At 57.2% G+C, this 22,038-nt stretch carries 17 protein-coding genes; 6 read left to right on the top strand and 11 right to left on the bottom strand.

The genetic code is table 11. The annotated features are described in order from the left end of the window. Nucleotides 1-141 precede the first annotated feature (141 nt). On the bottom strand, nt 142-1,149 hold the full coding sequence (locus ATO67_RS14180) for a zinc-dependent alcohol dehydrogenase family protein (RefSeq protein ID WP_067650232.1): 1,008 nt from the start codon (nt 1,147-1,149) through the stop codon (nt 142-144). Nucleotides 1,150-1,456: 307 nt separating this feature from the next. Between ATO67_RS14180 and ATO67_RS14175 the strand changes: the two genes are divergently transcribed. Then, nucleotides 1,457-2,356 (top strand): AraC family transcriptional regulator, encoded by a 900-nt coding sequence (locus ATO67_RS14175; protein ID WP_067650229.1) that lies wholly within the window; start codon nt 1,457-1,459, stop codon nt 2,354-2,356. A gap of 315 nt (nt 2,357-2,671) precedes the next feature. On the opposite strand, the gene ATO67_RS14170 is transcribed toward ATO67_RS14175, so the two are convergent. After that, the gene (locus ATO67_RS14170; protein WP_067650226.1) at nt 2,672-3,583 is read right to left on the bottom strand and encodes an NmrA/HSCARG family protein; all 912 of its coding nucleotides are present in this window, start codon (nt 3,581-3,583) and stop codon (nt 2,672-2,674) included. 117 nt (nt 3,584-3,700) lie between these two features. On the opposite strand from ATO67_RS14170, the gene ATO67_RS14165 reads away from it, so the two are divergent. Then, a complete protein-coding gene (locus ATO67_RS14165; protein ID WP_067650223.1) occupies nt 3,701-4,135 on the top strand; it encodes a winged helix-turn-helix transcriptional regulator in 435 nt (144 codons plus the stop codon). Between the two features lie 385 nt (nt 4,136-4,520). Further along, the gene (locus ATO67_RS14160; RefSeq protein ID WP_067650220.1) at nt 4,521-4,919 is read left to right on the top strand and encodes a VOC family protein; all 399 of its coding nucleotides are present in this window, start codon (nt 4,521-4,523) and stop codon (nt 4,917-4,919) included. Between the two features lie 408 nt (nt 4,920-5,327). Here the strand turns inward: ATO67_RS14160 and ATO67_RS14155 are convergent, their stop codons facing one another. Next, nucleotides 5,328-6,266 (bottom strand): LysR family transcriptional regulator, encoded by a 939-nt coding sequence (locus ATO67_RS14155; protein WP_067650217.1) that lies wholly within the window; start codon nt 6,264-6,266, stop codon nt 5,328-5,330. Between the two features lie 75 nt (nt 6,267-6,341). On the opposite strand from ATO67_RS14155, the gene ATO67_RS14150 reads away from it, so the two are divergent. Both ATO67_RS14150 and ATO67_RS14145 read left to right on the top strand, forming a co-directional pair. Further along, a complete protein-coding gene (locus tag ATO67_RS14150) occupies nt 6,342-7,238 on the top strand; it encodes an MBL fold metallo-hydrolase (protein ID WP_067650214.1) in 897 nt (298 codons plus the stop codon). A gap of 12 nt (nt 7,239-7,250) precedes the next feature. Beyond that, the gene (locus tag ATO67_RS14145; protein ID WP_067650212.1) at nt 7,251-8,243 is read left to right on the top strand and encodes an alpha/beta hydrolase; all 993 of its coding nucleotides are present in this window, start codon (nt 7,251-7,253) and stop codon (nt 8,241-8,243) included. Between the two features lie 854 nt (nt 8,244-9,097). Here the strand turns inward: ATO67_RS14145 and pyc are convergent. From pyc to ATO67_RS14120, 5 genes are all read right to left on the bottom strand, one after another. After that, on the bottom strand, nt 9,098-12,562 hold the full coding sequence (gene pyc, locus ATO67_RS14140; RefSeq protein ID WP_067650704.1) for a pyruvate carboxylase: 3,465 nt from the start codon (nt 12,560-12,562) through the stop codon (nt 9,098-9,100). Nucleotides 12,563-12,690: 128 nt separating this feature from the next. Next, nucleotides 12,691-14,226 carry an amidase gene (locus tag ATO67_RS14135; RefSeq protein ID WP_067650209.1) on the bottom strand — a complete coding sequence of 512 codons (1,536 nt, stop codon included), beginning with the start codon at nt 14,224-14,226 and terminating at the stop codon, nt 12,691-12,693. Nucleotides 14,227-14,290: 64 nt separating this feature from the next. Continuing rightward, entirely contained in the window at nt 14,291-15,139 is an 849-nt protein-coding gene (locus ATO67_RS14130) for an ABC transporter permease (protein ID WP_067650206.1), read from the bottom strand. After that, nucleotides 15,136-15,972 (bottom strand): ABC transporter ATP-binding protein, encoded by an 837-nt coding sequence (locus ATO67_RS14125; protein ID WP_067650203.1) that lies wholly within the window; start codon nt 15,970-15,972, stop codon nt 15,136-15,138. The genes ATO67_RS14130 and ATO67_RS14125 overlap by 4 nt, the downstream gene beginning before the upstream one ends. A 55-nt stretch (nt 15,973-16,027) precedes the next feature. Beyond that, nucleotides 16,028-17,074 carry an ABC transporter substrate-binding protein gene (locus tag ATO67_RS14120; RefSeq protein ID WP_082760279.1) on the bottom strand — a complete coding sequence of 349 codons (1,047 nt, stop codon included), beginning with the start codon at nt 17,072-17,074 and terminating at the stop codon, nt 16,028-16,030. A 339-nt stretch (nt 17,075-17,413) separates the two neighbouring features. Here ATO67_RS14120 and ATO67_RS14115 point away from each other — a divergent pair, with 339 nt between their 5' ends. Beyond that, nucleotides 17,414-18,076: a GntR family transcriptional regulator gene (locus tag ATO67_RS14115; protein ID WP_067650195.1), complete on the top strand. Its 663-nt coding sequence runs from the start codon at nt 17,414-17,416 to the stop codon at nt 18,074-18,076. Between the two features lie 75 nt (nt 18,077-18,151). Here ATO67_RS14115 and ATO67_RS14110 read toward each other — a convergent pair whose 3' ends face one another. Genes ATO67_RS14110 through ATO67_RS14100 form a run of 3 tightly spaced genes read right to left on the bottom strand, consistent with a single transcriptional unit; the run spans nt 18,152 to nt 22,028 of the window. After that, complete coding sequence (locus ATO67_RS14110; protein WP_067650192.1) at nt 18,152-19,648, bottom strand: amidase; 1,497 nt, start codon at nt 19,646-19,648, stop codon at nt 18,152-18,154. A gap of 39 nt (nt 19,649-19,687) precedes the next feature. After that, on the bottom strand, nt 19,688-20,431 hold the full coding sequence (locus ATO67_RS14105) for an enoyl-CoA hydratase/isomerase family protein (RefSeq protein ID WP_067650189.1): 744 nt from the start codon (nt 20,429-20,431) through the stop codon (nt 19,688-19,690). After that, nucleotides 20,424-22,028 carry a CoA-transferase gene (locus ATO67_RS14100; RefSeq protein WP_245303983.1) on the bottom strand — a complete coding sequence of 535 codons (1,605 nt, stop codon included), beginning with the start codon at nt 22,026-22,028 and terminating at the stop codon, nt 20,424-20,426. The genes ATO67_RS14105 and ATO67_RS14100 overlap by 8 nt, the downstream gene beginning before the upstream one ends. Nucleotides 22,029-22,038 lie beyond the last annotated feature (10 nt).

Here is a 22,038-nt window from a genome sequence, read left to right as displayed (position 1 = left end):
CAGCGATGCAAGGATTTCGGCCCGGACGTCGTTGCGTTTCCTACTTGGGCGGCACCGTCACAGCCATCTGCCGACGAGCTTGGCAACGCATCACGCGGAAGGCAGGTGACGACACATCGTCGCCCGCAGACTTGTGTTGCCTCAGATCTCAATGACAATCTTGCCGAAGTGCGATCCGGACTCCTCATACCGGAACGCGTCTGCCAGTTCCTCAAGCCTGAAACTACGATCTAGAACGGGCTTGATATTTTGGGTGGCGAGAAATTCAACGAGGTCGGCCTGGTCCTGCCAACTACCGTTGAGGCAGCCTTGGAGCCGGATCTGTTTGGCGAATATCGGGATCATCGGGATGGTGGCCTCCAAGCCGCCGAGGAGGCCGATCATCGCGATATGGCCGCCGATCTTCACGGCTTCAATCGACTGCGGCAGGGTAGCTGGTCCGCCAACGTCGATTATGTGATCGACGCCCTTGCCGCCGTTCCACTCATAGGCAAGTCGGCCCCAATCCGGGTTGTCGCGATAGTTGATGACGTGATCCGCGCCGAGCTCACGGAGCCGAGCGAGCTTTTCCGGGGAGGAGGATGTCGCAATGACTTTAGCGCCAAGGGCCTTAGCGATCTGTAGCGCGTAGAGAGATACGCCGCCCGAACCCTGCACCAACACCGTTTCACCCGCCTGGAGTGGTCCGTTCACCAGTAATGCCCGCCATGCAGTGACGCCGGCGGTCGTCACGGTCGCTGCCTCCGCCATGCTGTAGCCGCGCGGCACCTTCGTAAACAGGCACGCTGACGCAGTGAACGTTTCGCACGCGACCCCGTGCACGCCATCTCCTGGCGTCTGCGAAAAGTCCGAGACCTGCGGCGGTCCCGAACGCCACTGCGGAAAAATGCATGTCAGCACAGCGTCACCGGGTAAGAAGTCCGTTACCTCGCTGCCGACTGTTTCAACGATGCCCGCGCCGTCTGCGAGCAGGATGCGACCGTCTTCTGTCGGCGCCCTGCCGCTGGCGATTCCGTAATCGTGATAGTTTATGCAACTGGCCTTCAAGCGGACCCGTATCTCGTTGGCGGCCGGTGGACGGGCATCTTCGACGTCCGCTAGTCGAATTCGATCGAGGCCGCCAGGCGCGTCAAGGATCATGGCTCTCATATTTGTTTTCTCCTGGTTGGTTGGTGGTCGGTGGAAATGAAGACCTGACGTATAGAACTGCACGTCAGATTTTCTCTTTTAGTTACGCCACCAGAGCACGTAGGCTTGGCGAAGAGCACTTTGGCGGGACCGCTTAGATGGCTCGCCGCGCGGTCGCCGGCGGCAGCATTTTCGTGTCGCCTCCCCGCCTATTGGCTTCCCAATGTCGGAGTTTCCCTGCCCTTAAACAACGCCCGATCCGATCGAATCTTTGCCTAATCGGATCAATCGCCTTGTTCGCATGGAGGCTTTAAGCTAGATCCGACCAATGCAAGATTTTCTCGAGACTATGCGCGATCGCGTGTTGAAACATTTCGCCGCGTCGCAGATGACAACGCCTGTTCCGCGAATAAGCGTGGCAGTATCGCGCGGTGTCGGCGATCCAGAAAACACGATGTGCGGACCAGGTTTCTGTTTGGTGCTTCAGGGGACCAAGCAACTCGTTATCGGTAACCAAGCACTGCAGCAGGATGCCGGGCGATCTTTCGCCTCACTAGTCGAATTACCCGCCACGCGGTGCCTGTTTGAAACAGCGAGCCGAGAGCCGTATGTGGCGGTCGGGCTTACTGTCGATCCCGTTTTGCTGGGCGAACTGCTAGCTGATTTGCCTCCGTTGTCGCCGCGTTCCGAACCGTCGAGCTTCAGCATAGCAGACGGAACGCCTGAGCTTCTCCACGCTTGGAACCAACATCTTGCGCTCCTAGATGCCCCCGGTGATATCACCGCACTAGCCAGACCGCGGGAGCGCGAACTGTTGTATCGCCTGCTGCAGAGTGGGCACGGCGGCGTCCTGCGGCAGTTTGTCTGGGAGGACGGCGGTTTAGCGCAGATACGAAAAGCAGTTTCATGGATGCGAAGCCACTTTGATCAATCCATCCCCATTAAGACGCTTGCCGAGATCGCCGCTATGAGCGTCCCTTCGTTCAATCGGCACTTCAAATCCGCCACCGCGACCAGCCCTCTTAAATATCAAAAAGCGTTGCGGCTGCAGGCTGCGCGCCAGTTGCTTTTCAAGGGAAATGATGTGACGCGAACGGCGCAAGCGGTTGGTTACGATAGTGTCTCCCAATTCAGTCGTGAGTATGCGCGGAGGTTCAACTGTCCCCCGAAACAGGATGCATTGGCGATGCGGGAGGAACGCGCCGGACCGCCGGTTGCAATGATTTAACGGCGCAGATGTTTTTTTCAGCTGCTGACTTTTAGACAGGTTGACCAAGCCCTGCGTTCCCTTCGGGCCGCAGATGAAATAGCAAGCGCCAAGCAATTCAGGGGCCGTTAAACATGCCAAATCCGCTTTACGCCCCTTCGAGGGACGTAACGCTCCAAAGGGCTGGAACCACCTTAGCCTACTCCCCATCAGGCTAACACGGTCTTTCGACTTCCTGGTTCCGTTCAATCTCCGCCCACCGTGCGGCTGCCGCTCTACATAGACGGTCGCGGGCACAGTTTTTGGTGCCCGCAGCGCAGCGTGATGTCCGTCTGCCTAACGGAGCGCCACTTGAGCCTTATCGTCAACAAAGGCCGCTTTGAACAACGTCTTGCCCTGTCCGTCCAACCACTCATCAAGTGACGTCAAATGACCAAACTCGCCCTCGAGCGACGGGATATCGGCCGCTCCTGCCAGCAAACCACTATCTAAAAGTTCAGTTAGGCGGTTAAGAAAAGGGTTTTGGGCAAGCAATTCGTCGGAAAAGCGCTTGTATGTGATCGTCCGACCAGCGGCGGCTGTAAATGCCCGCTCCAGGTCGTTGCCGGTCACAGACGCACTGGCCAATTCAATGGTCTTGCCATCGAAGCGATCCGCCGCCACTAGGATTTCGGCGTTGATTCGTCCGAGGTCGTCTACAGCGATCATCTGCATGGACTGCTCTGGTCGCATAAAGAAGGTAAATTCGCCCTGAGGCAACCCCATGCCGGGCAAAAGCATCATTTCCATGAAGCTTGCGGGACGAGTGATCGTACTCTTAATGGGAAGGCTTCGCACATGGGCTTCGATCTCGGATTTGCTATCGAAATGTCCCATTCCAGTCGGATCCTTTCCCGCTGCCCCGCCGGAAGAATAGACGAGATGTCGAACGCCCTGCCGAAGCGCACTGTCCGCTATGGCCTTGCCTTGCCAGACCTCCTGTTCGTCCGTGATTTCACCAGCCGGTGAGCTGGTCTGGACACTGAAAACGCCGGCAATGTCGGCCATCGCCCGGTCGATCGAAGCAGGATCGAACAGATCGCCGACTATCAAGGAAATACCTTCGGCAGCCAAGGTCCTCGCCTTACCGCTTTCTGGATCGCGGACAAAAGCTCGGACTTTTCTCCCCTTCGCTTTCAGTGCGCGCGCAACAGCCCCTCCTTGTTGTCCGGTCGCGCCGAACACGAGGAATTCTGCACTCTGATCCATATCGGTTACCTTTCGTAATTATTGACAGTTACCAACTGGGACCAATTGAAAATCTGCGCAAGACGGCACATTCTTGGTCCTCGGTTACATCAAGATAACTATTGAAGGAGTTCATTTGTGCAGCGTGAAATCAACGGTCGCCCTATCACCGAAACCCCAAGAGGACCGGTGCTGACCCCATGCGCGCCCGGAAGCGTGCTGGCCCGTCTCGGTGACAAATGGACTATTCTGGTCGTGTCTATGCTCGCCCTCGCACCTGACGCGCCAATGCGGTTCGGCGCGATACGACGTGGCATTCCAGACATTTCGCAAAGGATGCTGACCCTCACTCTTCGTAGTCTCGAACGCGACGGTCTCGTGGCACGTCACTACTATCCCGAAGTACCGCCGCGAGTAGAATACGAACTGACGACGCGCGGCATATCCATGCTGCCGCCCTTGGCCGCATTCACGAACTGGATCAGGGATACCTGGCAGGACATAGAAGCGTCGCGGCGCGAATTCGACGATAGTGAGCGAATCGGATCGAGCGCTCTGATGCGCTGGAAGTGAAGATGGCACGATCCTCTAGTGCCTTGAGCAGCGGCTCTAGCGGCGCATCGGAGTTCGGCATGTACGCAAAACAGTTATGCCAAGCCGGTCCGGTCGATCGACGCGGCCTACCTGAACGCACCGCTGTGCACACAGGGAAATCGCACGGGCGATTTGGCGGCGTGCGTTTCGAACCACACGCTCTTAGCCTTACAGCTTTTGAGCTTGCATTAACGATTGAAATTATCGGCTGAATGGTGCTGCTTTGGCAGAACGATGGGTACGGAGCCCCCCGGCTCTTGATGAGCGCCTTGATAAGCCGCTAGAAAGGAGAACCTTCGATGGGTCCATATCGAAGCTACTTAGCGAGTGCGATGACCAGAGCCTTTGTTGTCGAGGTTGAACGATGATACTTGAAACGTACGTTCGCGTCTTCGTCGATCCGGGGGTCCTTGATCGCACGATAGATTTCTACCGCTCGCTACTGTCCGGTGTCGTTAGTCTTCGTTTCGCCTATCCGCAACAAGAGCTGGAACTGGCTGCCGTCAGTTCGGAGAAGCTTTCCGTACTGATCATCGCCGGAACGGCCGAAAAGCGCGTGCCGTTTGAGGCGACGCGGCTGACGATAAAGGTTGACAATCTCGAGACGATGATCGCCGCTCTCCTGAACGGCTCGGCCGACCAATTGGAGCCGATACAAACCACGCCGGTAGGGCGCAAGACACGCTTCCGGCACGCTGACGGGACAGTCGTGGAATACGTCGATCATGTTGACCCCCGTTCCACTGTGCCACAGAGTTCATGATGGATGAAATCAACGCCGCACCGGACTTGTCCTAGCCAAACAAGGACGTTTCGATTACTCGAAGCGCTGGTCGTAGCCTCTTGCCTTGGGTGTTACGTGACCGGCAGACGACGCCGAAAAAACGTGACCTGAACCAGATTGCATCATGGTCCGCCGCGTAGTTGAGCGTCCCGCGCCGAGACTGCGACGACTGTTCGCGCTCTGGGTGGGAAACCGACATCAGTCAGGCGTCAGGACTTTGAGCGGGTGGTGCAGGACATTTCGGTCGGAGTCGAGGGCTATTGAGGCGTGGTCCATCTTATGGCCTGGGTGGCGTGAAACGAAAAGCCGAGGATTGCCGCGTCCCTAATCACCTCGATCATGCCCACTAGGCCGGCTTTGTGATGAGGCAAGGCTGCGGAAAAAAAGTCAGGCCTCAATGGCGTCGATCAGCGTCGCAACTTGGGAACGGAGCCATTCTGCAGCTGGCTCGCGGTCTGAATGAGCCGACCAGACCATCGCGATGGGACTGACAGTGAGGTCTAGTGGCACGGGGCTTTCTGTCAAACCGAACGTGGAAGCGAAGCGCCTGATAATACGTGTCGGTAGAGTGGCCAGCAGCGGCGCCATCCGTGCCGCAGCCAGCACGGTTAGAAACTCAGGGGCCGCCATGGCGACGTTAAGCTTGACGCCAAGCTTATCGAGCGCCTCGTCAAGGCACCCTTCAATGGTATCTTTTTGGGACACCAGGACGTGCTCTAGACTCAGATATGTCGTCCGATCGACTGGCTCACTCAACGCCAGCAGCTCTTTGTTGTAACAACACATCAGAGACTGCTCGAAGAGGTGCCGGTGGCGGTGGCGGTTGTTTCCCTTGCCATAGCAGCCGACCCCGAGGTCGATTACGCCCTCGTCGAGCATTCGATGAACCTGCTCGGGACTTGCCGCACGCGCCAGCAATTTTATTCCTGGTGCCGTCTTCCTCAGGACCGTCGTCAACTCTGGCATCAAGATGACTTCCAACTCGCTCGAAAAGCCGATGCGAAATGTGTGCGACTCCTGCGAGGGATCGAACGCTCCCGGCGAGGTCAGAGCATCGTGGGCTTGCGTGAGGATCTGCTGAATCACGGGAGCGAGGGCGTGCGCCCTCAGCGTCGGCTGCATAGTCTGGCCAGTTCTCACGAACAGTTCATCTTGAAATAATAATCGCAGCGTCGCGAGATTGTGGCTCATCGCCGGCTGCTGGAGCTTCAGACGCGCGGCTGCTTTCGTCACGCTTCTGTCCCGCATGAGGGCATCGAAGGCGACGAGCAAATTGAGATCGAAAGACCACAAATTGAAATGATCGATTGAGGCTATTTCATTCATCGATTTGATCGTTAACCTGTTCTGTCGTTACTGTCCAGCTTCTTTGGCGACCACGCCACTAGAATTGGAGGTAATATGATGCACGAACATAAGGTCCACCATATTGGTGAAGTGACGATCCAGAGGGTTCTGGAGCAACCGCTTCGAAACGTTCCTAAAAGTTTCGTCTATCCAACGGCAAAGCGGGAAGATTTCGAAGGTATCTCGGAGCGTCTTTCCTCCGTAGACCTGGAGGACAACCAGGACGATTTGGTCCAGAGTGTTCATACTTGGGTGGTTCGTACGCCCCGCAATCTTGTGCTAATCGATACCGGTTCCGGAAATCACAAGCAACGCCCGCTCAACCCTCTATTTCACGACCAGAATATTCCTTTTCTGGAGCGGCTTCGGGAAGAGGCCGGCGTGGACCCGGCTGACGTCGACTACGTCTTCAACACCCACCTCCATGTAGACCACTCGGGTTGGAACACGGTGCTGGACAATGAACGCTGGGTGCCAACGTTTCCGAACGCACGTTATGTGTTTCCACGAAAAGAAGCCGAGTACTATGGCAGCCCCGCCAGCCATAACGACGTTAATATTCCGAGTCTTGGGGTGTTCGAAGACAGCATTCTTCCGGTCATCGAGGCCGGTCTTGTAGATTTCATAGGATCGGATGGCGGAGATTATCTTGATATTTTCAAGTTTATCCCGACACGCGGTCATAGCATCGGGCATATGTCGATCCAGCTGAAGTCGGGCAGTGAAACGGCGATTTTTGGCGGCGATGTGCTCCACCACCCTATCCAAGTCCTCAGACCACACCTCAACACGGTCTTCTGCGAGTTCCCCGAGGATGCAGCCGCTTCAAGAGAGAAGATCCTCCGGATACTCGCAGACGATCACGCGCTCTACTGCGCAACTCATTTTGCGGGTTCGTCCGCCGGTTACGTAACGCGCGCGGATCACGGCTATACCTGGTCCTACGCTTGAAAGGAAGCAATCATGTCAGACAACATAATCAACCTCGAAGAAATCCTATTCGAGGATCATCATATCACCACCGACACACCCGGCATCACCCTATACCTGCGCAACAAGCGTCGTCGCGGGGTAGAACGGTTTGGTCCGGAAAAGACCGTCGTCATGGTGCACGGTGCGACCTACTCTTCAGGCAGCCTTTATGACGTCCGACTTGGGGGCATGTCCTATATGGATTTTCTCGCGGCTCGCGGATTTGACGTCTTTGCCGTCGACGTTCGCGGCTATGGCCACTCCACTCGGCCACCCGAGATGGAACAAGATGCAAGCCTCTCGCCACCTGTGGTAAAGACCGAAACCGGCGTCATCGATCTTGGTCACGCGGTTAATTTCGTCCTGCAACATCGCCAACTGGATCGTGTAAACATTTTTGGTATGTCTTGGGGCGGTACCGTCGCTGGAGCGTTTAGTGCCGACAACCCCGAGAAAGTCGTGAAGCTCGCGCTGCTCGCGCCTCAATGGCTCAGCGACAAGCCCATTCCTATCGACATGGGCGGAGAACTGGACGCCTACCGACTTGTTCCAGTACTTGAAACGAAAGCGCGCTGGCTTTCGACTGCACCTGAAAATGCGCGAGATAGCTTGGTGCCAGAGGGATGGTTTGAGACTTGGGCTGAGGCGACGCTGGCGGAGGATCCGTGGAGCGCCGGAAAGTCGCCGGAGCGACTTCGCGCCTCCAATGGTCCTATCCAGGACATCCGAGACTACTGGCGCCAGGGTCGCGCTTTTTACGACCCGGCTCTTATTGGCGCGCCGACTCTGCTGGTGCATGGCGAGTGGGATGTCGACGTCACGATCGATCTTGCGCTTTCGATCTTTCAGAAGCTGACGGGTGCGCCATACCGGCGCTGGGTCGAGATCGGCGAAGCCACACATCTCGTGCTGATGGAGAAAAACAGATTGCAGGCCTTCGAGGCCATCGCATCTTTCTTCTCAGAAGAGTACTCGCCAGAATGAGAACTTGGGATGCCGCCAGAATCAAACCCTCTACGTGCGTTGGTTGATCTGACTACTTCGTAGGAGAGCTCTGACGACAAGCCCTGGAACCCCTTGAGGCCGCGATCCGCGCGGCTTCGCTTATATGCTCTTTGCGGAAGCCTGGGGCATCCGGGACAGGCTCAAGCCGTTCCTCCTGAACCACGTCTTACCGCCCGCACGCAAATAAGCCCTCTCCGGCCGGCGTGAAACTGACACGTCTCGCCCAGCGTGAACCATCTCATGCTCGAGCAGTCAACTGTCTGCTGATCGCGGATTGCTCGACGCGCGGTTCAGCGGTTGGGGCGCAAATCGTTTCATTTCTGATGACAGAGAAGAAATAGCGTAGCGAGTTTTTTTGCATGTTCCCATCGCTGCTTTTTCGTAAGATACGGGAGCCTGCACCGCTGAGATTTGACGAATCGATGTACACCTGCCGTGCCTACACATAGGCTGCAGGCTTACCAGTGACGAGATCGAAGATGTGGAGCAAACCCTCAAACGTCGAATAGTCGCCAACGATGCGGCGTTCCGATCCGCCGGCGGCGTACAGCTGCTTCTCTGCGCTTCGTAACCGGCCTGTCTATGAAACAGCATCGTCGGACGGCAATCAAGCGCCGAGCATGTACTTCTCGTCCGCGTGTCCTGCCGAGCAATTATCCGAGCATTGCGAGATGCTACAGCTGCGCCAATGTCGCTGGAACGCTGAAAGCACCCTTCAGATGTCCAAGGAAAATATCGCCGGGGCAGAACAACGTTGGTACCGACGCCATTTTGAACGGGGAAAATGGTCGCCTCGAGTAATCGCGAAATCGCCCTCGCCACAGGCCGCTTCCTTACTCCCGGCTAACGATGAGTAGGTCCTTGGCATCGATCTGGTCACCGGCCTTGACGAGAACTTCGGCGATCGTGCCGTCCTTCTCGGCGTGGATCGCGGTTTCCATTTTCATCGCCTCGATCGATACCAGCACATCGCCAGCAGTGATGCCCTGCCCCGGCGAGACGAAGACCCGGGAGATGACGCCCGGCATCGGCGCACCGACATGGGTAGCATCTCCCGGCTCCGCTTTTCGGCGAGCCGATGCATTTTGGGTACCGTTGACGCGGTTCGGTACCTTGATGCGGCGCGGCTGGCCGTTGAGCTCGAAAAAAATTGTTACCATGCCCTGGCTGTCGGTGGCACTCATCGCCTGGTTGACGATAACCAGCGTCTTACCCTTTTCAATATCGGCTAACAGCTCCTCGCCATCGCCGAGACCGTAAAAATAGGCAGGTGTTGGCAGTACCGAAACCGGGCCGTAAGTGTCCGACGCCAGCGCAAAGTCAGTGAAGACCTTCGGATACATCAGGTAGGAAGCGAATTCGAAATCGCTAACCTTGCGCTCGAGCTTGGTCTCGATCGTCTTGCGCTCCGCGTCGAGATCAGCCTCTGCAAGCAGCGAGCCCGGACGGACGGTGTATGGCTTGTCGCCCTTCAGCGCCTTCTTTTGCAGCGCTTCAGGCCAACCGGATGGCGGCTGGCCGAGATCGCCCTTCAGCATCGAGACAACCGACTCCGGGAAGGAGACTTCCTTGTCTGGGCTCACGACATCAGCGACCGTTAAATCCTGAGAGACCATCATCAGCGCCATGTCTCCGACGACCTTCGAGGATGGCGTCACCTTGACGATATCGCCGAACATCTGGTTGGCGTCGGCGTAGGCCTGCGCCACGCGATGCCAGCGGGTCTCCAAACCAAGCGAGCGGGCCTGCTCCTTGAGATTGGTGAACTGGCCGCCCGGCATCTCGTGCAGATAGACTTCAGAGGCCGGACCCTTGAGATCGCTCTCAAAGGCCGCGTACTGATGACGCACCGCTTCCCAATAGAAGGAGATGCGGCGGATCGACTCAGGATCGAGGCCCGGATCACGCTCGGAACCACGCAGCGCTTCGACGATGGAACCGAGGCAGGGCTGTGAGGTATTGCCCGACAACGCATCCATCGTCGCGTCGACTGCATCGACACCCGCATCGACGGCCGCCAGAACGGTCGCAGCAGCAATACCCGACGTATCATGCGTGTGGAAATGGATGGGCAGGCTGGTCGCCTCCCGCAACGCCTTGAACAGCACCTTGGCAGCGGCGGGCTTAAGCAGGCCTGCCATGTCCTTCAGCGCGATGATATGCGCGCCACTCTTTTCGAGTTCGGCGGCCAGATCCGTATAGTACTTCAGGTCGTACTTCGGGCGCGCCGAATTCAGAATATCGCCAGTGTAGCAGATCGCGGCCTCACAGATCTTGTTCTCTTCGATGACGGCATCCATCGCGACGCGCATGTTCTCCACCCAGTTGAGGCAGTCGAAGACACGGAACAGATCGATGCCACCCCTCCCCGCCTGGCGGACGAAATATTTGACGACATTGTCCGGGTAGTTTGTGTAGCCTACGCCATTGGCACCGCGCAGTAGCATCTGCAACAACAGGTTAGGCGCCGCTTCACGGACCTGGGAGAGCCGCTCCCACGGATCTTCAGTCAGGAAACGCATAGAGACGTCAAAAGTCGCGCCACCCCAGCATTCCAGCGACAGGAGATTCGGCAGTGAGTGCGCATAGGTGCCAGCGATGCGGGCGATATCATAGGTGCGCATACGGGTCGCCAGCAGCGACTGATGGGCATCGCGCATCGTCGTATCGGTCATGAGAACGCGCTTTTCGTTGCGCATCCATTCGCCGAATTTCTTCGGACCGAGCTTGTCGAGCAGCTGCTTGGTACCGTTGGGAATGCCGCCGCCATTGGTATAGGGCACGACGGGCTCGGCAATGTCGGCAGATGGCTTCGGCCGATCCTTGACTTCCGGGTGACCGTTGACGGTGACATCGGCCAGGTAGGTGAGCAGCTTGGTGGCGCGGTCCTGGCGCTTGACCTGCTGGAAGAGCTCCGGCGTCGAGTCGATGAAGCGCGTGGTGTAGCTGTTATCCTTGAAGCTCGGATGTGTGATGATCGCTTCGAGGAAGGTCAGATTGGTCGCGACGCCGCGGATACGGAATTCGCGCAGTGCGCGGTCCATGCGGGCGATAGCTTCCGAAGGGTTCGGCGCCCAGGCTGTGACCTTCACCAGCAGCGGATCGTAATAGCGGGTGATGATGGCGCCCGAATAGGACGTGCCGCCATCGAGACGGATACCGAAGCCGGATGCCGAGCGGTACGCGGTGATGCGGCCATAATCCGGGATGAAGTTGTGCTCCGGATCCTCAGTGGTGATGCGGCACTGCAGCGCGTGGCCGTTAAGCTTGATGTCTTCCTGCTTGGGAACGCCCGATTCCGGCGTACCGATCGCGAAGCCGTCGAGAATATGTATCTGCGCCTTGACGATATCAATACCGGTGACGACTTCGGTGACCGTATGCTCGACCTGAATGCGCGGATTGACCTCGATGAAGTAGAATTTGCCGGTATCGGCATCCATTAGATACTCGACGGTGCCGGCACCGATATAGTTAGTGGCCTCGGCGATCTTCAGCGAATAGGTGGCAAGCTCCTGGCGCTGCGCTTCGGAGAGATAAGGCGCAGGCGCGCGTTCAACGACCTTCTGGTTACGGCGCTGGATGGAGCAGTCGCGCTCGAAGAGATGCACAACATTGCCATGTGTATCGCCGAGAATCTGGCTTTCGACATGACGGGCGCGCTCAACGAGCTTCTCCAGATAGACCTCGTCCTTGCCGAAGGCAGCCATCGCCTCGCGCTTGGCTTCCGTCACTTCGCGAGCAAGATCCTTCGGGTCACGAATGGCGCGCATGCCGCGCCCGCCACCGCCCCAGGAGGCCTTGAGCATCACGGGATAGCCGATCTCCCCGGCCATCTTTGCGACGACCTTCATATCGTCAGGAAGCGGCTCGGTTGCCGGGACGACTGGAACACCGATCGAGATCGCAAGATTGCGGGCCGCGACTTTGTTGCCTAGCTGGCGCATCGTATCCGGCTTCGGCCCGATGAAGATGATGCCGGCGGCGTTACAGGCATCAACGAATTCGGGGCTCTCGGACAGCAGGCCATAGCCTGGATGTATGGCATCGGCACCCGAAAGTTTGGCGACGCGGATCACCTCGTCGATCGACAGATAGCTCTCGATCGGCCCGAGATCACGAGCAAGATGCGGCCCGCGGCCGACCTGATAGCTTTCGTCGGCTTTGAAGCGGTGCAACGCGAGTTTGTCTTCCTCTGCCCATATTGCGACCGTCTTTATCCCGAGTTCGTTGGCCGCGCGGAATACGCGAATGGCAATTTCAGAGCGGTTGGCGACGAGAATCTTGGATATGGGCAAGTTGAACTCCAAACGTGGGCACACCGTAGCAAACAAATTTCCGCCGGTTCGCATGTTGAGCGCGGCGAGCCAGCGATGTAGAACGGTGACGCGATTAAACGGTAGTTTCTTGGCAGGCCGGGAGGATCTTAGGCCTCGTCAGACTGTTCAATCTGATTGAGAAATGCCTGCGTCTCGAAGGCTTTTGCGACGGCTAGGAGCGTATGCTCTTCAAAATGCCGACCGACAATCATCATGCCGACAGGCATGCCTCCCACCGTTGCGCAAGGAAGGGACAAGGCAGGATGGCCTGTCGCGTCGAAGGTTGCAGTGTTGGGCATCATGTTGAGCGCAATCTCCATGGTCCGTCCTAGTGAAGCCTCGGGCTCGTGACGTGGCGCGGTGGTGGGCGTCGTCGGCATGACGAGTATGTCGACCTCGCGGAGCGCTTGGTCGTAGGCTGCACGTAGCTTTCGCCGAAGATTTTGAGCCTTCGCATAGAACACGCCGCCGGTCTGCTCGGCGAGATACTGCCCGAGTAGAATGACACCCTTGACAGTAGGCGAAAAGAGCTGCGCTTTCTCAAGTTTGGCTTTTCGATAGAAATCGATAAGGCCGATATCCTGGTGGGCTTGTGAGCCGTAAGCAATGACGTTGTCGCGAACCATGACGCTCCAAGCGCCCTCAGTGGCTATTCCTGTCCAGATATCGAGACCGTGAAGGTGCATCGGGACGGAAACCTGTTTCACCGTCATTCCCAACTTTCCGAAGGCCTCGGTGGCCTGCCGAACGGCGTCGTCAACATCGGGATCCGAGAGCCCTTCCCATCCGAAACCCTCCTTGAGAATGCCGACACGCAAGCCTGCGATGTCCGCTTCGAGCGCGGTGCTGTATGAGGGAAGTGCATGGGGTACCTCGATCTGACGGGCATCCAGGCCATCCCTCCCGGCGATCACGTCAAGCATCAGGGCGATGTCGTCAACCGTTCGCGCCATAGGTCCAAGGTGATCGAGGCTGGGCTCGATGGGAAATGCACCGGTATAAGGAACCAGCCCCCAGCTCGGCTTAAGGCCGACGACGCCGCACCACGATGCTGGGATGCGAACGGACCCCCCCTGATCTCCTCCTATCGCGATGTCACAGTCATTCGCAGCAAGAAGCGCGCCGTTTCCGCTCGATGAACCGCCGGACATCCGCTGTGTGTCCCACGGATTGAGTACCGGGCCTGGATATGAGGTATGTGAGCCACCGGAGAAGCAGAGATTTTCGGAAACTGCCTTTCCTGCGATCTCGGCACCCGCTGCCAGTATACGCGATACAACGGTGGCATCCGAGTTGGGAACGTAGCCTGCCAATATCTCAGATCCGTTAAGAAGCGGAACGCCTGCAACTGAGATATTGTCCTTGATCGCAATCCGTTTGCCATGCAACGCCCCACCTTCCCCTGTGCGAATGGATGTTTTCCATGCCCATGCGCCATATGCGTTTTTTCCTGGAAGGGGCGCATGCCCTCTGTCCCGGTTCAGAGTTCGGTCGGGAGGGTCTGAAAGGTTCTCTATAGTTGTATAAGATGCGAGCGATTTTGCGATTGACTGCTGGAAGGCTCCAATTTCTGCGTCGCTCAGAACAAAATGATTTGCTTCTGCAATGCGGTGAAGATCGTAATCGGTCGGTTGTTTCGGCATCGTGCTCCCCATCAACTGGTTATGTCTCCGGTCAGCCACCCGGAGGGTGCCTGACCGTTGTTTTTTAGCGGCTGCCGGCGCTCTTCCACTTCAACAGGAAGCGCTCCAAGACACCCACGGCCATGCTTAGGACGAAGGCAAGAATCATCAGGCTGAAGATGCCCAAGAGAACGAGCGGAATGTTGTAGTTCGCACCCGCAATAAGGATGATGTTACCAAGGCCCGCCTCAGAGGAAATGTACTCCCCGATCACAGCGCCGATGAGGGCGAAACCTACATTCAGCTTGGCTGCAGCGACGACCCACCCGTAAGAGGACGGGATAACAACCTTGGTAAAGATCTGTATCTTAGTTGCGCCGAAAGACCTCAAAAGTTTGATGAGATCCTTGTCGACCTGCTGAGCTCCTTCATAGGCCTGAAGAAGTGCTACGATGACGCAGGAGACGGTCGCCAGGATGATCTTGGATTCGATACCGACTCCAAACCAGATGATAATGAGCGGGCCAAGGGCAAGCACCGGAACCGAGCCAAGAGCGAGTATGTAGACGCCCATAACGCGCGCAACGAAGCGTGAGTACCAGAGACCAAGCCCGATAGCGGTGCCGATCACGCTCCCGAGAAGAAAACCGATGATTGTCTCAAGTCCGGTCACGTAGGCACCGTACAGGAGAGAGCCGTTCTCTATTCGGGCCATCGCGAGTTTTAGAACCTGTGAGGGCGAGCCAAACAGAAACGTGCTTATGCTGCCTGTTCTCGCCCCCCATTCCCAGGCGCCAAAAAGCAAGACCGCTATCAACAATTGAACAATACGAACGAGGACAGTTTCACGCCGCTCACGGCGCTCAATTTCACGGGCCGCATTTCGTTCATCAGTGGCATTGAGGGAGAATTCGTTTCGAACCACGTCCGTCATTGCGCGCGCTCCTTCCTCAGATCTGTGACGACTTCGAGCTGATTCCAGATCGCAGCGTAGTGCACATGGAATTCGGGGTTCTTGCGTGCGTCGATGGGGGATTCTCGTTTCATGTTGAGACGAATGGTTCGAAGATCCCGCACGGTACCGGGACCCTTGCTCAGAATGTAGACCTTGTCAGCGATGGATACGGCTTCTTCAATATCGTGGGTGATAAATAGAACTGTGCGCTTCAGTTCGCGAACCATCTCAAGCAGATCGGCCTCAAGGGCGACACGCGTCGGATAATCCAGTGACTGAAAGGGCTCGTCCATAAGGATGATGTCCTGTCCCATGACCAGCGTGCGCATAAGCGCGACCCGCTGGCGCATGCCGCCCGACAGAGCTGCAGGATAGCTGTCGCGATATTTTTCCAGCCCGAAGAGCTTCAAATAGGCGATGGCTTTCTCCCGGGCTTCGACAGGCGGTTGTCGCTGGATCTCCAGCCCAATAGTGACGTTCTGCAAGATCGTACGCCATGGAATGAGCAGGTCCTTCTGCTGCATGTATCCCATGCGACCGGCAATACCTGCTTGGACAGGCGTGCCATCAACGAGAACCTCGCCTGAAGTCGGATCGAGCAAGCCGGCGATGATGTTGAAAAGTGTGCTCTTTCCACACCCGCTTGGACCGACGATGCAGGTGAATTCCTGGTCGCGCGCGACGAGGTCGATATGGCGCAACGCTTGAACCGTACCTTCCTTCGTTGCAAAAGATTTGGAAACGGATTTGACCTCTACGCGGGCACGAGGTTCAGCTAAGCCGAGAGCCTCGGATTTGTTTTCTGCATTCATGATATTCCCCTCCGAAAGGGCACGTGGGTGCTTCCCACATGCCGGATCACCGCTGTCACTGGGTTACAGTTTTGGCGATCGGACGGGGTCCGGACCATTCGATCCGCCCCAGCGTGCGATAGGCAGATAAAGCAGCCGTATTATCGAGGCCATCTTCCACCGTTGCTGCCTTTTTGATCGTACCGACGAAGACATGCATCTTCTGACTGGCCGTGAAGGCGTTGTATTCTGCAAAAGCATGTTCGGGAAAAGCCAGCTCGGAGATCATCCGTTCGACTGCTTTACGGACGATTTTCTCGTCGAGGTCGGGAAACTCCCGGATGGCGATTTTAACGGCCTCCTCCGGATGACGATAAATATACTGGCTCGCCTTCTCAAAGGCGTTCATGACCTTTTGATGCGTCTGCGGATTTTTTTCGATGAACGCCTGTGTCGTGTTGAGGCTCGAAAACAGATATGGTCTGGAAGCCGCAGCAAACGAGAACGCGACGTGCAAACCTTGGTCCTCCGCCTGCTCTACCACTGGCGGATAGGATAGCCCGATGTCCGTTTGGCCTGCAAAAACGGACGCCATTTCGCTGCCGATCGGCACCTGCACGTTCGTGTATGTGCTACCCGATGGCTTGATATCAAGGCGCTGCGCCAGATCAGTTAGACGAGCCCAGCCGGAGTCCGGCTGTGGTTGTGTCGAAATTTTGTAGCCCTGAGATAGAAGGTCCGAGAAATTAGCGGTCAGCTTGATGTCTGAGTTCTTGGCAAGCGCATAGATGGTCTCAGCGTTGCAGATGGTGCCGACCACGACACCAGGTCCACCTTGTTCCCGGCTGATAGTCGGGAAAACCGGGTCTTGAATTGAGTAATCGGCGCTGCCGCCCAGAACGGCCGACCAGGCCTGCGAGCCGCCGCCACCCGTTGTCACCTTGACATCGACGCCCTCCTCTTCGAAGAACCCGGCGTCATGTGCCACGTAGAGGCTGAGGTACAGCAACGACTGGAAGGCCTGATTGATGCGTACGGTCTTGGCTTCCTCTGCCATGGCCGGACTGACGAATACTAGCGCTGCCGACATTGTTGCAGCTGCACATATCGTTCGAATGTTCATAGTTCCCGCTCCGTTTCTTTGTTGATTTCTGCTGAGCTTTTTTTCTCCGCGTAACAGACATGCTGCTTGGCCGTCGGATGACCTTCATTGCGGCAATTCGCGCTGAGTGCCTCACTGGGCGACCACTAGTATGTCAGATGATTTCTCGAGCGCAAGGGCTTTTTTTATCTTCGCCGATGATGTCACCACTTCAGGGCAACATTCTCGTTTTCCCCGGTCCTAGTGGAAGCTATTGACTAAAAATACGGCCGGTCACTGGACGCCACTGATATACAACTGATAAGCAAAGTGGACCGATGGCCAATTTGTCATCGGCAAGAGGACGGTGTGAAATTGGAGATGAAGTTGAAAGCAAAGATCGACCAGGAATCGATGGCGGAGAAAGCGTATCGTCGCATCGAAGAAATGATCGTGATGCAGGACCTCTTGCCCGGCTCAATGATTTCAGAAGCGCAACTCGGCCAGGAACTCGGTTGCGGGAGGACTCCCGTTCGGGAAGCTTTGCAACGGCTAAAGCTTGAGGGATATATTGATGTTCATCCTCGGCGGGGAGCGTTGGTCACCCCGGTCGACGTCTTGAAGCAATTGGAGCTTTTGGAGGTACGACGCTCGTTGGAAGACCTCGGCGCCCGCCTTGCCTCTGTACGTGCAACTGGTGCAGAGAGGCGCAGGTTGATCGAATTGGCAGACGAGATCGACGCTGCGGCTGGCACTGGCGATCGAGCAAAGTTCTACGAAGCGAACAAAGCCATTCACGAGACGGTGGCAGCGGCGACCCACAACGAGACGTTCGAGAAAACGATCAGGGCCGTCCACGGCCTCTCCCGGCGTTTTTGGTATGCCTATATTGGGGAGGAGCAGATGAAGGGTGCCGCCAAGCTTCATGCCAAAGTCGTCACGTCCATTGCCCACAACGCTCCTGCAGACGCCGCCGAACAAGTTGTCCAACTCATGGACTATCTTGAGAGCCTAACCAGAATGGCAATTGAGCGACGCATCTAACGCAATTCGAACCAAGTCCCGGCCGCCGGATGGGGCCAGGGCTTGGTCATGGAACGCGGAAAACCTGCGGGCGGCCTAAGCTGAGGCCCTCTCAAACACATCGGCGACAGCAAGCAGCTTGTCGTCTTCGAATTTCCTGCCAACGAGCATCATGCCCACCGGTAGTCCACCGGATGTCCCGCAGGGGACGCTCAGCGCAGGATGCCCTGTCATATTGAAGGGTGCGGTGTTCGCCACCATGTTCCATCCCGCGAGCACGAGTTCTGCCGGGGACTGGTCCGGATTGTAAACGTGCGCAATCATTGGCGTTGTCGGCATCAGCAAAATATCGACTTGTTCCAACAAGGTATCGTAACCTGCCCGCAGCGTGGCTCGCATATTCTGTGCCTTGGCGTAGAAGCGCCCCTGGTAGTCTTCACGCAGATAAGTTCCGAGCATCAGATTGAATTTGGCTTGTAGGGGCATTCTGTCACCCCTTTCTTGCATGCCGGTGCCGAAAGCCTGTGAGAGTTCCGGATTGTAGGCACCATCCCAATGGTGCCCATGACCATTGCCCTGGAAGGTCGCCGTCACGCCTTCGGCAAACACCCCCCAAACAATCGGCCCAGCCTCTGCGTGGCCGGGATACGAAAGTTCGATGATCGTCGCTCCGAGCGTTTCAAGCGCTTTTGCTGCGCCTAGCACGGTTGCATCAACGTCTGGCTCGGAGCCGGCCGTGCCAAAACCTTCGCGTAGGATGCCTATCTTGATGCCGCTCAGGTTCTTCCGGTCGAGCGCGCCTACATAGTCGACAACAGTAACCTCCCGCTGTCGCGGATCAAGTGGGTCCTTGCCCGCGATCGCGGCAAGCGTTTCAGCCACCTCTCGCGCCGTTCGTGCCATTGGACCGGTGTGGTCGAAGGTGAGATCGTATCCCAGAATGCCCGTATACGGCACCAGCCCGTAGGTTGGCTTCAATCCGACCACACCGCACCAGGACGCGGGAATCCTAATCGATCCCGCTTGGTCTCCACCGATGGTGATGTCGACCTCGCCGGAGAGCAAGGCTGCGGCCGAGCCACCCGATGAGCCACCTGCGAGCCGGGTCCTATCGTGTGGATTGCGCGTGGGGCCATATGCGCTGGTGTCACCCGCACCAGAGAAGGCGAGATTGTCCATATTCACGACGGCAACGATTTCGGCTCCCGCGGAAAGCAGGCGTGACACGACCGTTGCATCCTGTTGCGGGGTGAACTCAACAACATCCGAACCGCACGTCATCGGCACGCCAGCGATGCTAATGTTGTCCTTGATGCCGATCCGCTTGCCGTGAAGCGGGCCCTCGCTTGCGCCCCGTATGGACAGCTTACGAACAAAGGAGTTGCAAAAATTCTCATGCGGCGCGGGTCGATGGCCTGGATCTCGCGTTGGTGGGACGCTTTGGGAAGCTGGGCTGGCTTCTAGAGCGTCATACTGCTCGAGAATATGGTCGAACAGCGCCGTATATGAACCCTCCTCTTCCGAACCGATGGAGAAATGGTTGACGCTTGCAAGTTTGTGAAGCCGGTCGAGGCTGGGGCGACGGATGCTCATTGACTATTCTCCCTGTGTCTGTCTGCCGTGCGGTGCCGCCTAATTCTTAATTGCAAATTTTTTCAGCGTAGCTGCGGCTGCCTCATGGGCACAGTTTTCCGCAAATATCTCGCCGGCCTGCGCGTCCCACACTTCCGCCGCGCCCAGTACTTCCGCCTGGAAATAGCGCTTGGTCGATTTTACCGCCACGCGCGGCAAGGCAGCGAGGCGGCCGGCAATCTCCCGCGCCTTTTCAAGGGCCCCATCCGGCGGGGTCAAGTAGTCAGCAACGCCCAATTTGCATGCTGTGGCGCCGTCCAGGACCTCATAACCCCAGACGAGCCGACGAGCAGTCGTCATTCCGACGCGGCTTGCAAGCGCCTTCAATCCCCACGGCGGCAGCCATCCGTTGGGAACCTCTGGCAGGCTCCACTTTGCAGTCTCGGCCGTGACGACAAGATCGCATGACATCGCTAGGATAAACCCTCCACCCAGGGCGTGCCCCTCGACGGCTGCGATGACAGGAAGATCGAGAAGCCCGATCGCGCGAGCCATGCGTGCGGTATGAGCTTCGTGGCGAACCATCCCTTTAACGTCCATGGTACCGAGTTCTTTGAGGTCACTTCCCGCGCAGAAGCTTGGGGCGGCACCCGTAAGGACGACTGCGCCGATATCGGCATCTCCGCCTAGTTGGAGGAACTTTTCTTCGAGCATCTCGACTAGTTCCGTGCCCAGAGCGTTGCGGCGTGTCGGGCGGTTGATCGTCAGGATGGCGACGCGGTTTTCGATGGCCAGATCAAGCATTGGCTACCTCCTCTGTTTGGTCTGCGGCAGCCGCCTGAAGGAAAAGCGAGCTGTCCATAAGTGGCAGCGGATCGGCAATTTCCGCTGGGGCGTAATCCATCCGTTCCAACACATCACGCCTTACATCGACACCAGGCGCGATCTCCGACAATCTTAGCCCTCGCGGCGTGACATCGAACACGGCGCGTTCCGTGACAATCTTTGCGGTCTGCCCTCTGTCGCGTACGCCGTCCAGCACGCGATAGGTGACACTTTCAGCCTGTTTCGCAAACTTTGAGATCCGCCCGTCCTGAAGGATCTTGAGTTTTCCGTTCTCGAAAACTGTTTCCAAGCCGCCGGTCGTGAACGTCCCGGTGAACACAAGTCGTTCAGCATTGTGAGCGATGTCGATAAAGCCGCCAGCCCCAGGGTTCGCGGCGCCGAATTTCGATACATTCACGACTCCCTCAGCGTCGAACTGGGCAAAAGCGAGAGCGGCGAAACGGCATAAGCCGCCATCGATGGCATCGAACTGATAAAGGCCGTCCATGATCGCGTCCGGATTGATGTTGGCAGAGAATTGCCATCCGGACATCACGACGCCACCGTAGGATCCGTGCTCGGTCGTAAACCAGTAGTCATGGCCTGCTGGATCGTCAAGCATGCCTTCTTCAGCCATTACCAGAGGAATGTCCGCAGAAGCGCCGAAGCCAAATATTGATAGCTCCCGCTTGCGCACCTCATGAGCGGCGCGGCGCGCGATAACCTTGTCTGCGGACATGGCAGGTATAGGCAATTCGCCGATCGGACGCCGGCTACCTGAAAAGTAGGCGGAGTCAAACGGCGTGTGTGACGTCATCATCATGTCCGGAACAACGACAACGTCGTCGACGAAATATCCCGGAACGGAGGTTTGCGAGGCAAGCCGTTTACCAGTCGGAACGATACGCCGAACCTGTGCAATAACCCGCCCCCCCGACGCTTTGGCCGCCAGAATCAAGCCGATGTTCGCCGAAACCAAAGCTTCGTCTTCCCAGGACAGGTTGCCGTACTCATCGGCGGACGATGCCCTGACAATCGCGACGTCGATCGGCCATGTCGGATAATAGAGCATCTTACGACCCTCAAATTCGACCTTACGGATAAGGTCGGCCGTCGCAATTGAAGTAAACCGACCACCGCCAAGTTCTGGATCTGCATAAGTGCCAACGCCAATGTCCGTGAGATATCCGGGGCTCTTGCGAGCCACCTCACGCAGCCAGTGCATCGACGCACCGATCGGCCATGAATAGGCTTCTATCCTGTTCTCGCGAATGAGCCGCATCAGCTCCGGCCGCTTCCCGGTCACCGGGTCAACCGGATTGATGTAGGACCCGGCGACTATGCGCTTCATCAAGCCTTCCTTGGCGACGTGGTCCATTCCCCTGATGCCCTGCGCATCACCGGTCCCACATGGGAAGTAAAAGGTCAGCCCGTGCGGCGAACCTGTTTCGGCGAACCGATCACCAAGAGCCTTCAAAACTGCGTCCGGCGTTACCCACCCAATTACGCCAACCGAGGCTACCGTTGCGCCGTCGGCTATGCCGGATACGGCTTCCTGTGAGGAAACAACTCTCATTATCTTCACC

It is taken from the genome of Agrobacterium bohemicum (assembly GCF_001562555.1).
Lineage (GTDB): Bacteria > Pseudomonadota > Alphaproteobacteria > Rhizobiales > Rhizobiaceae > Agrobacterium > Agrobacterium bohemicum.
Note: the sequence above shows the minus strand (reverse complement) of the source record. Positions and strands in the feature narration are given on the sequence as shown.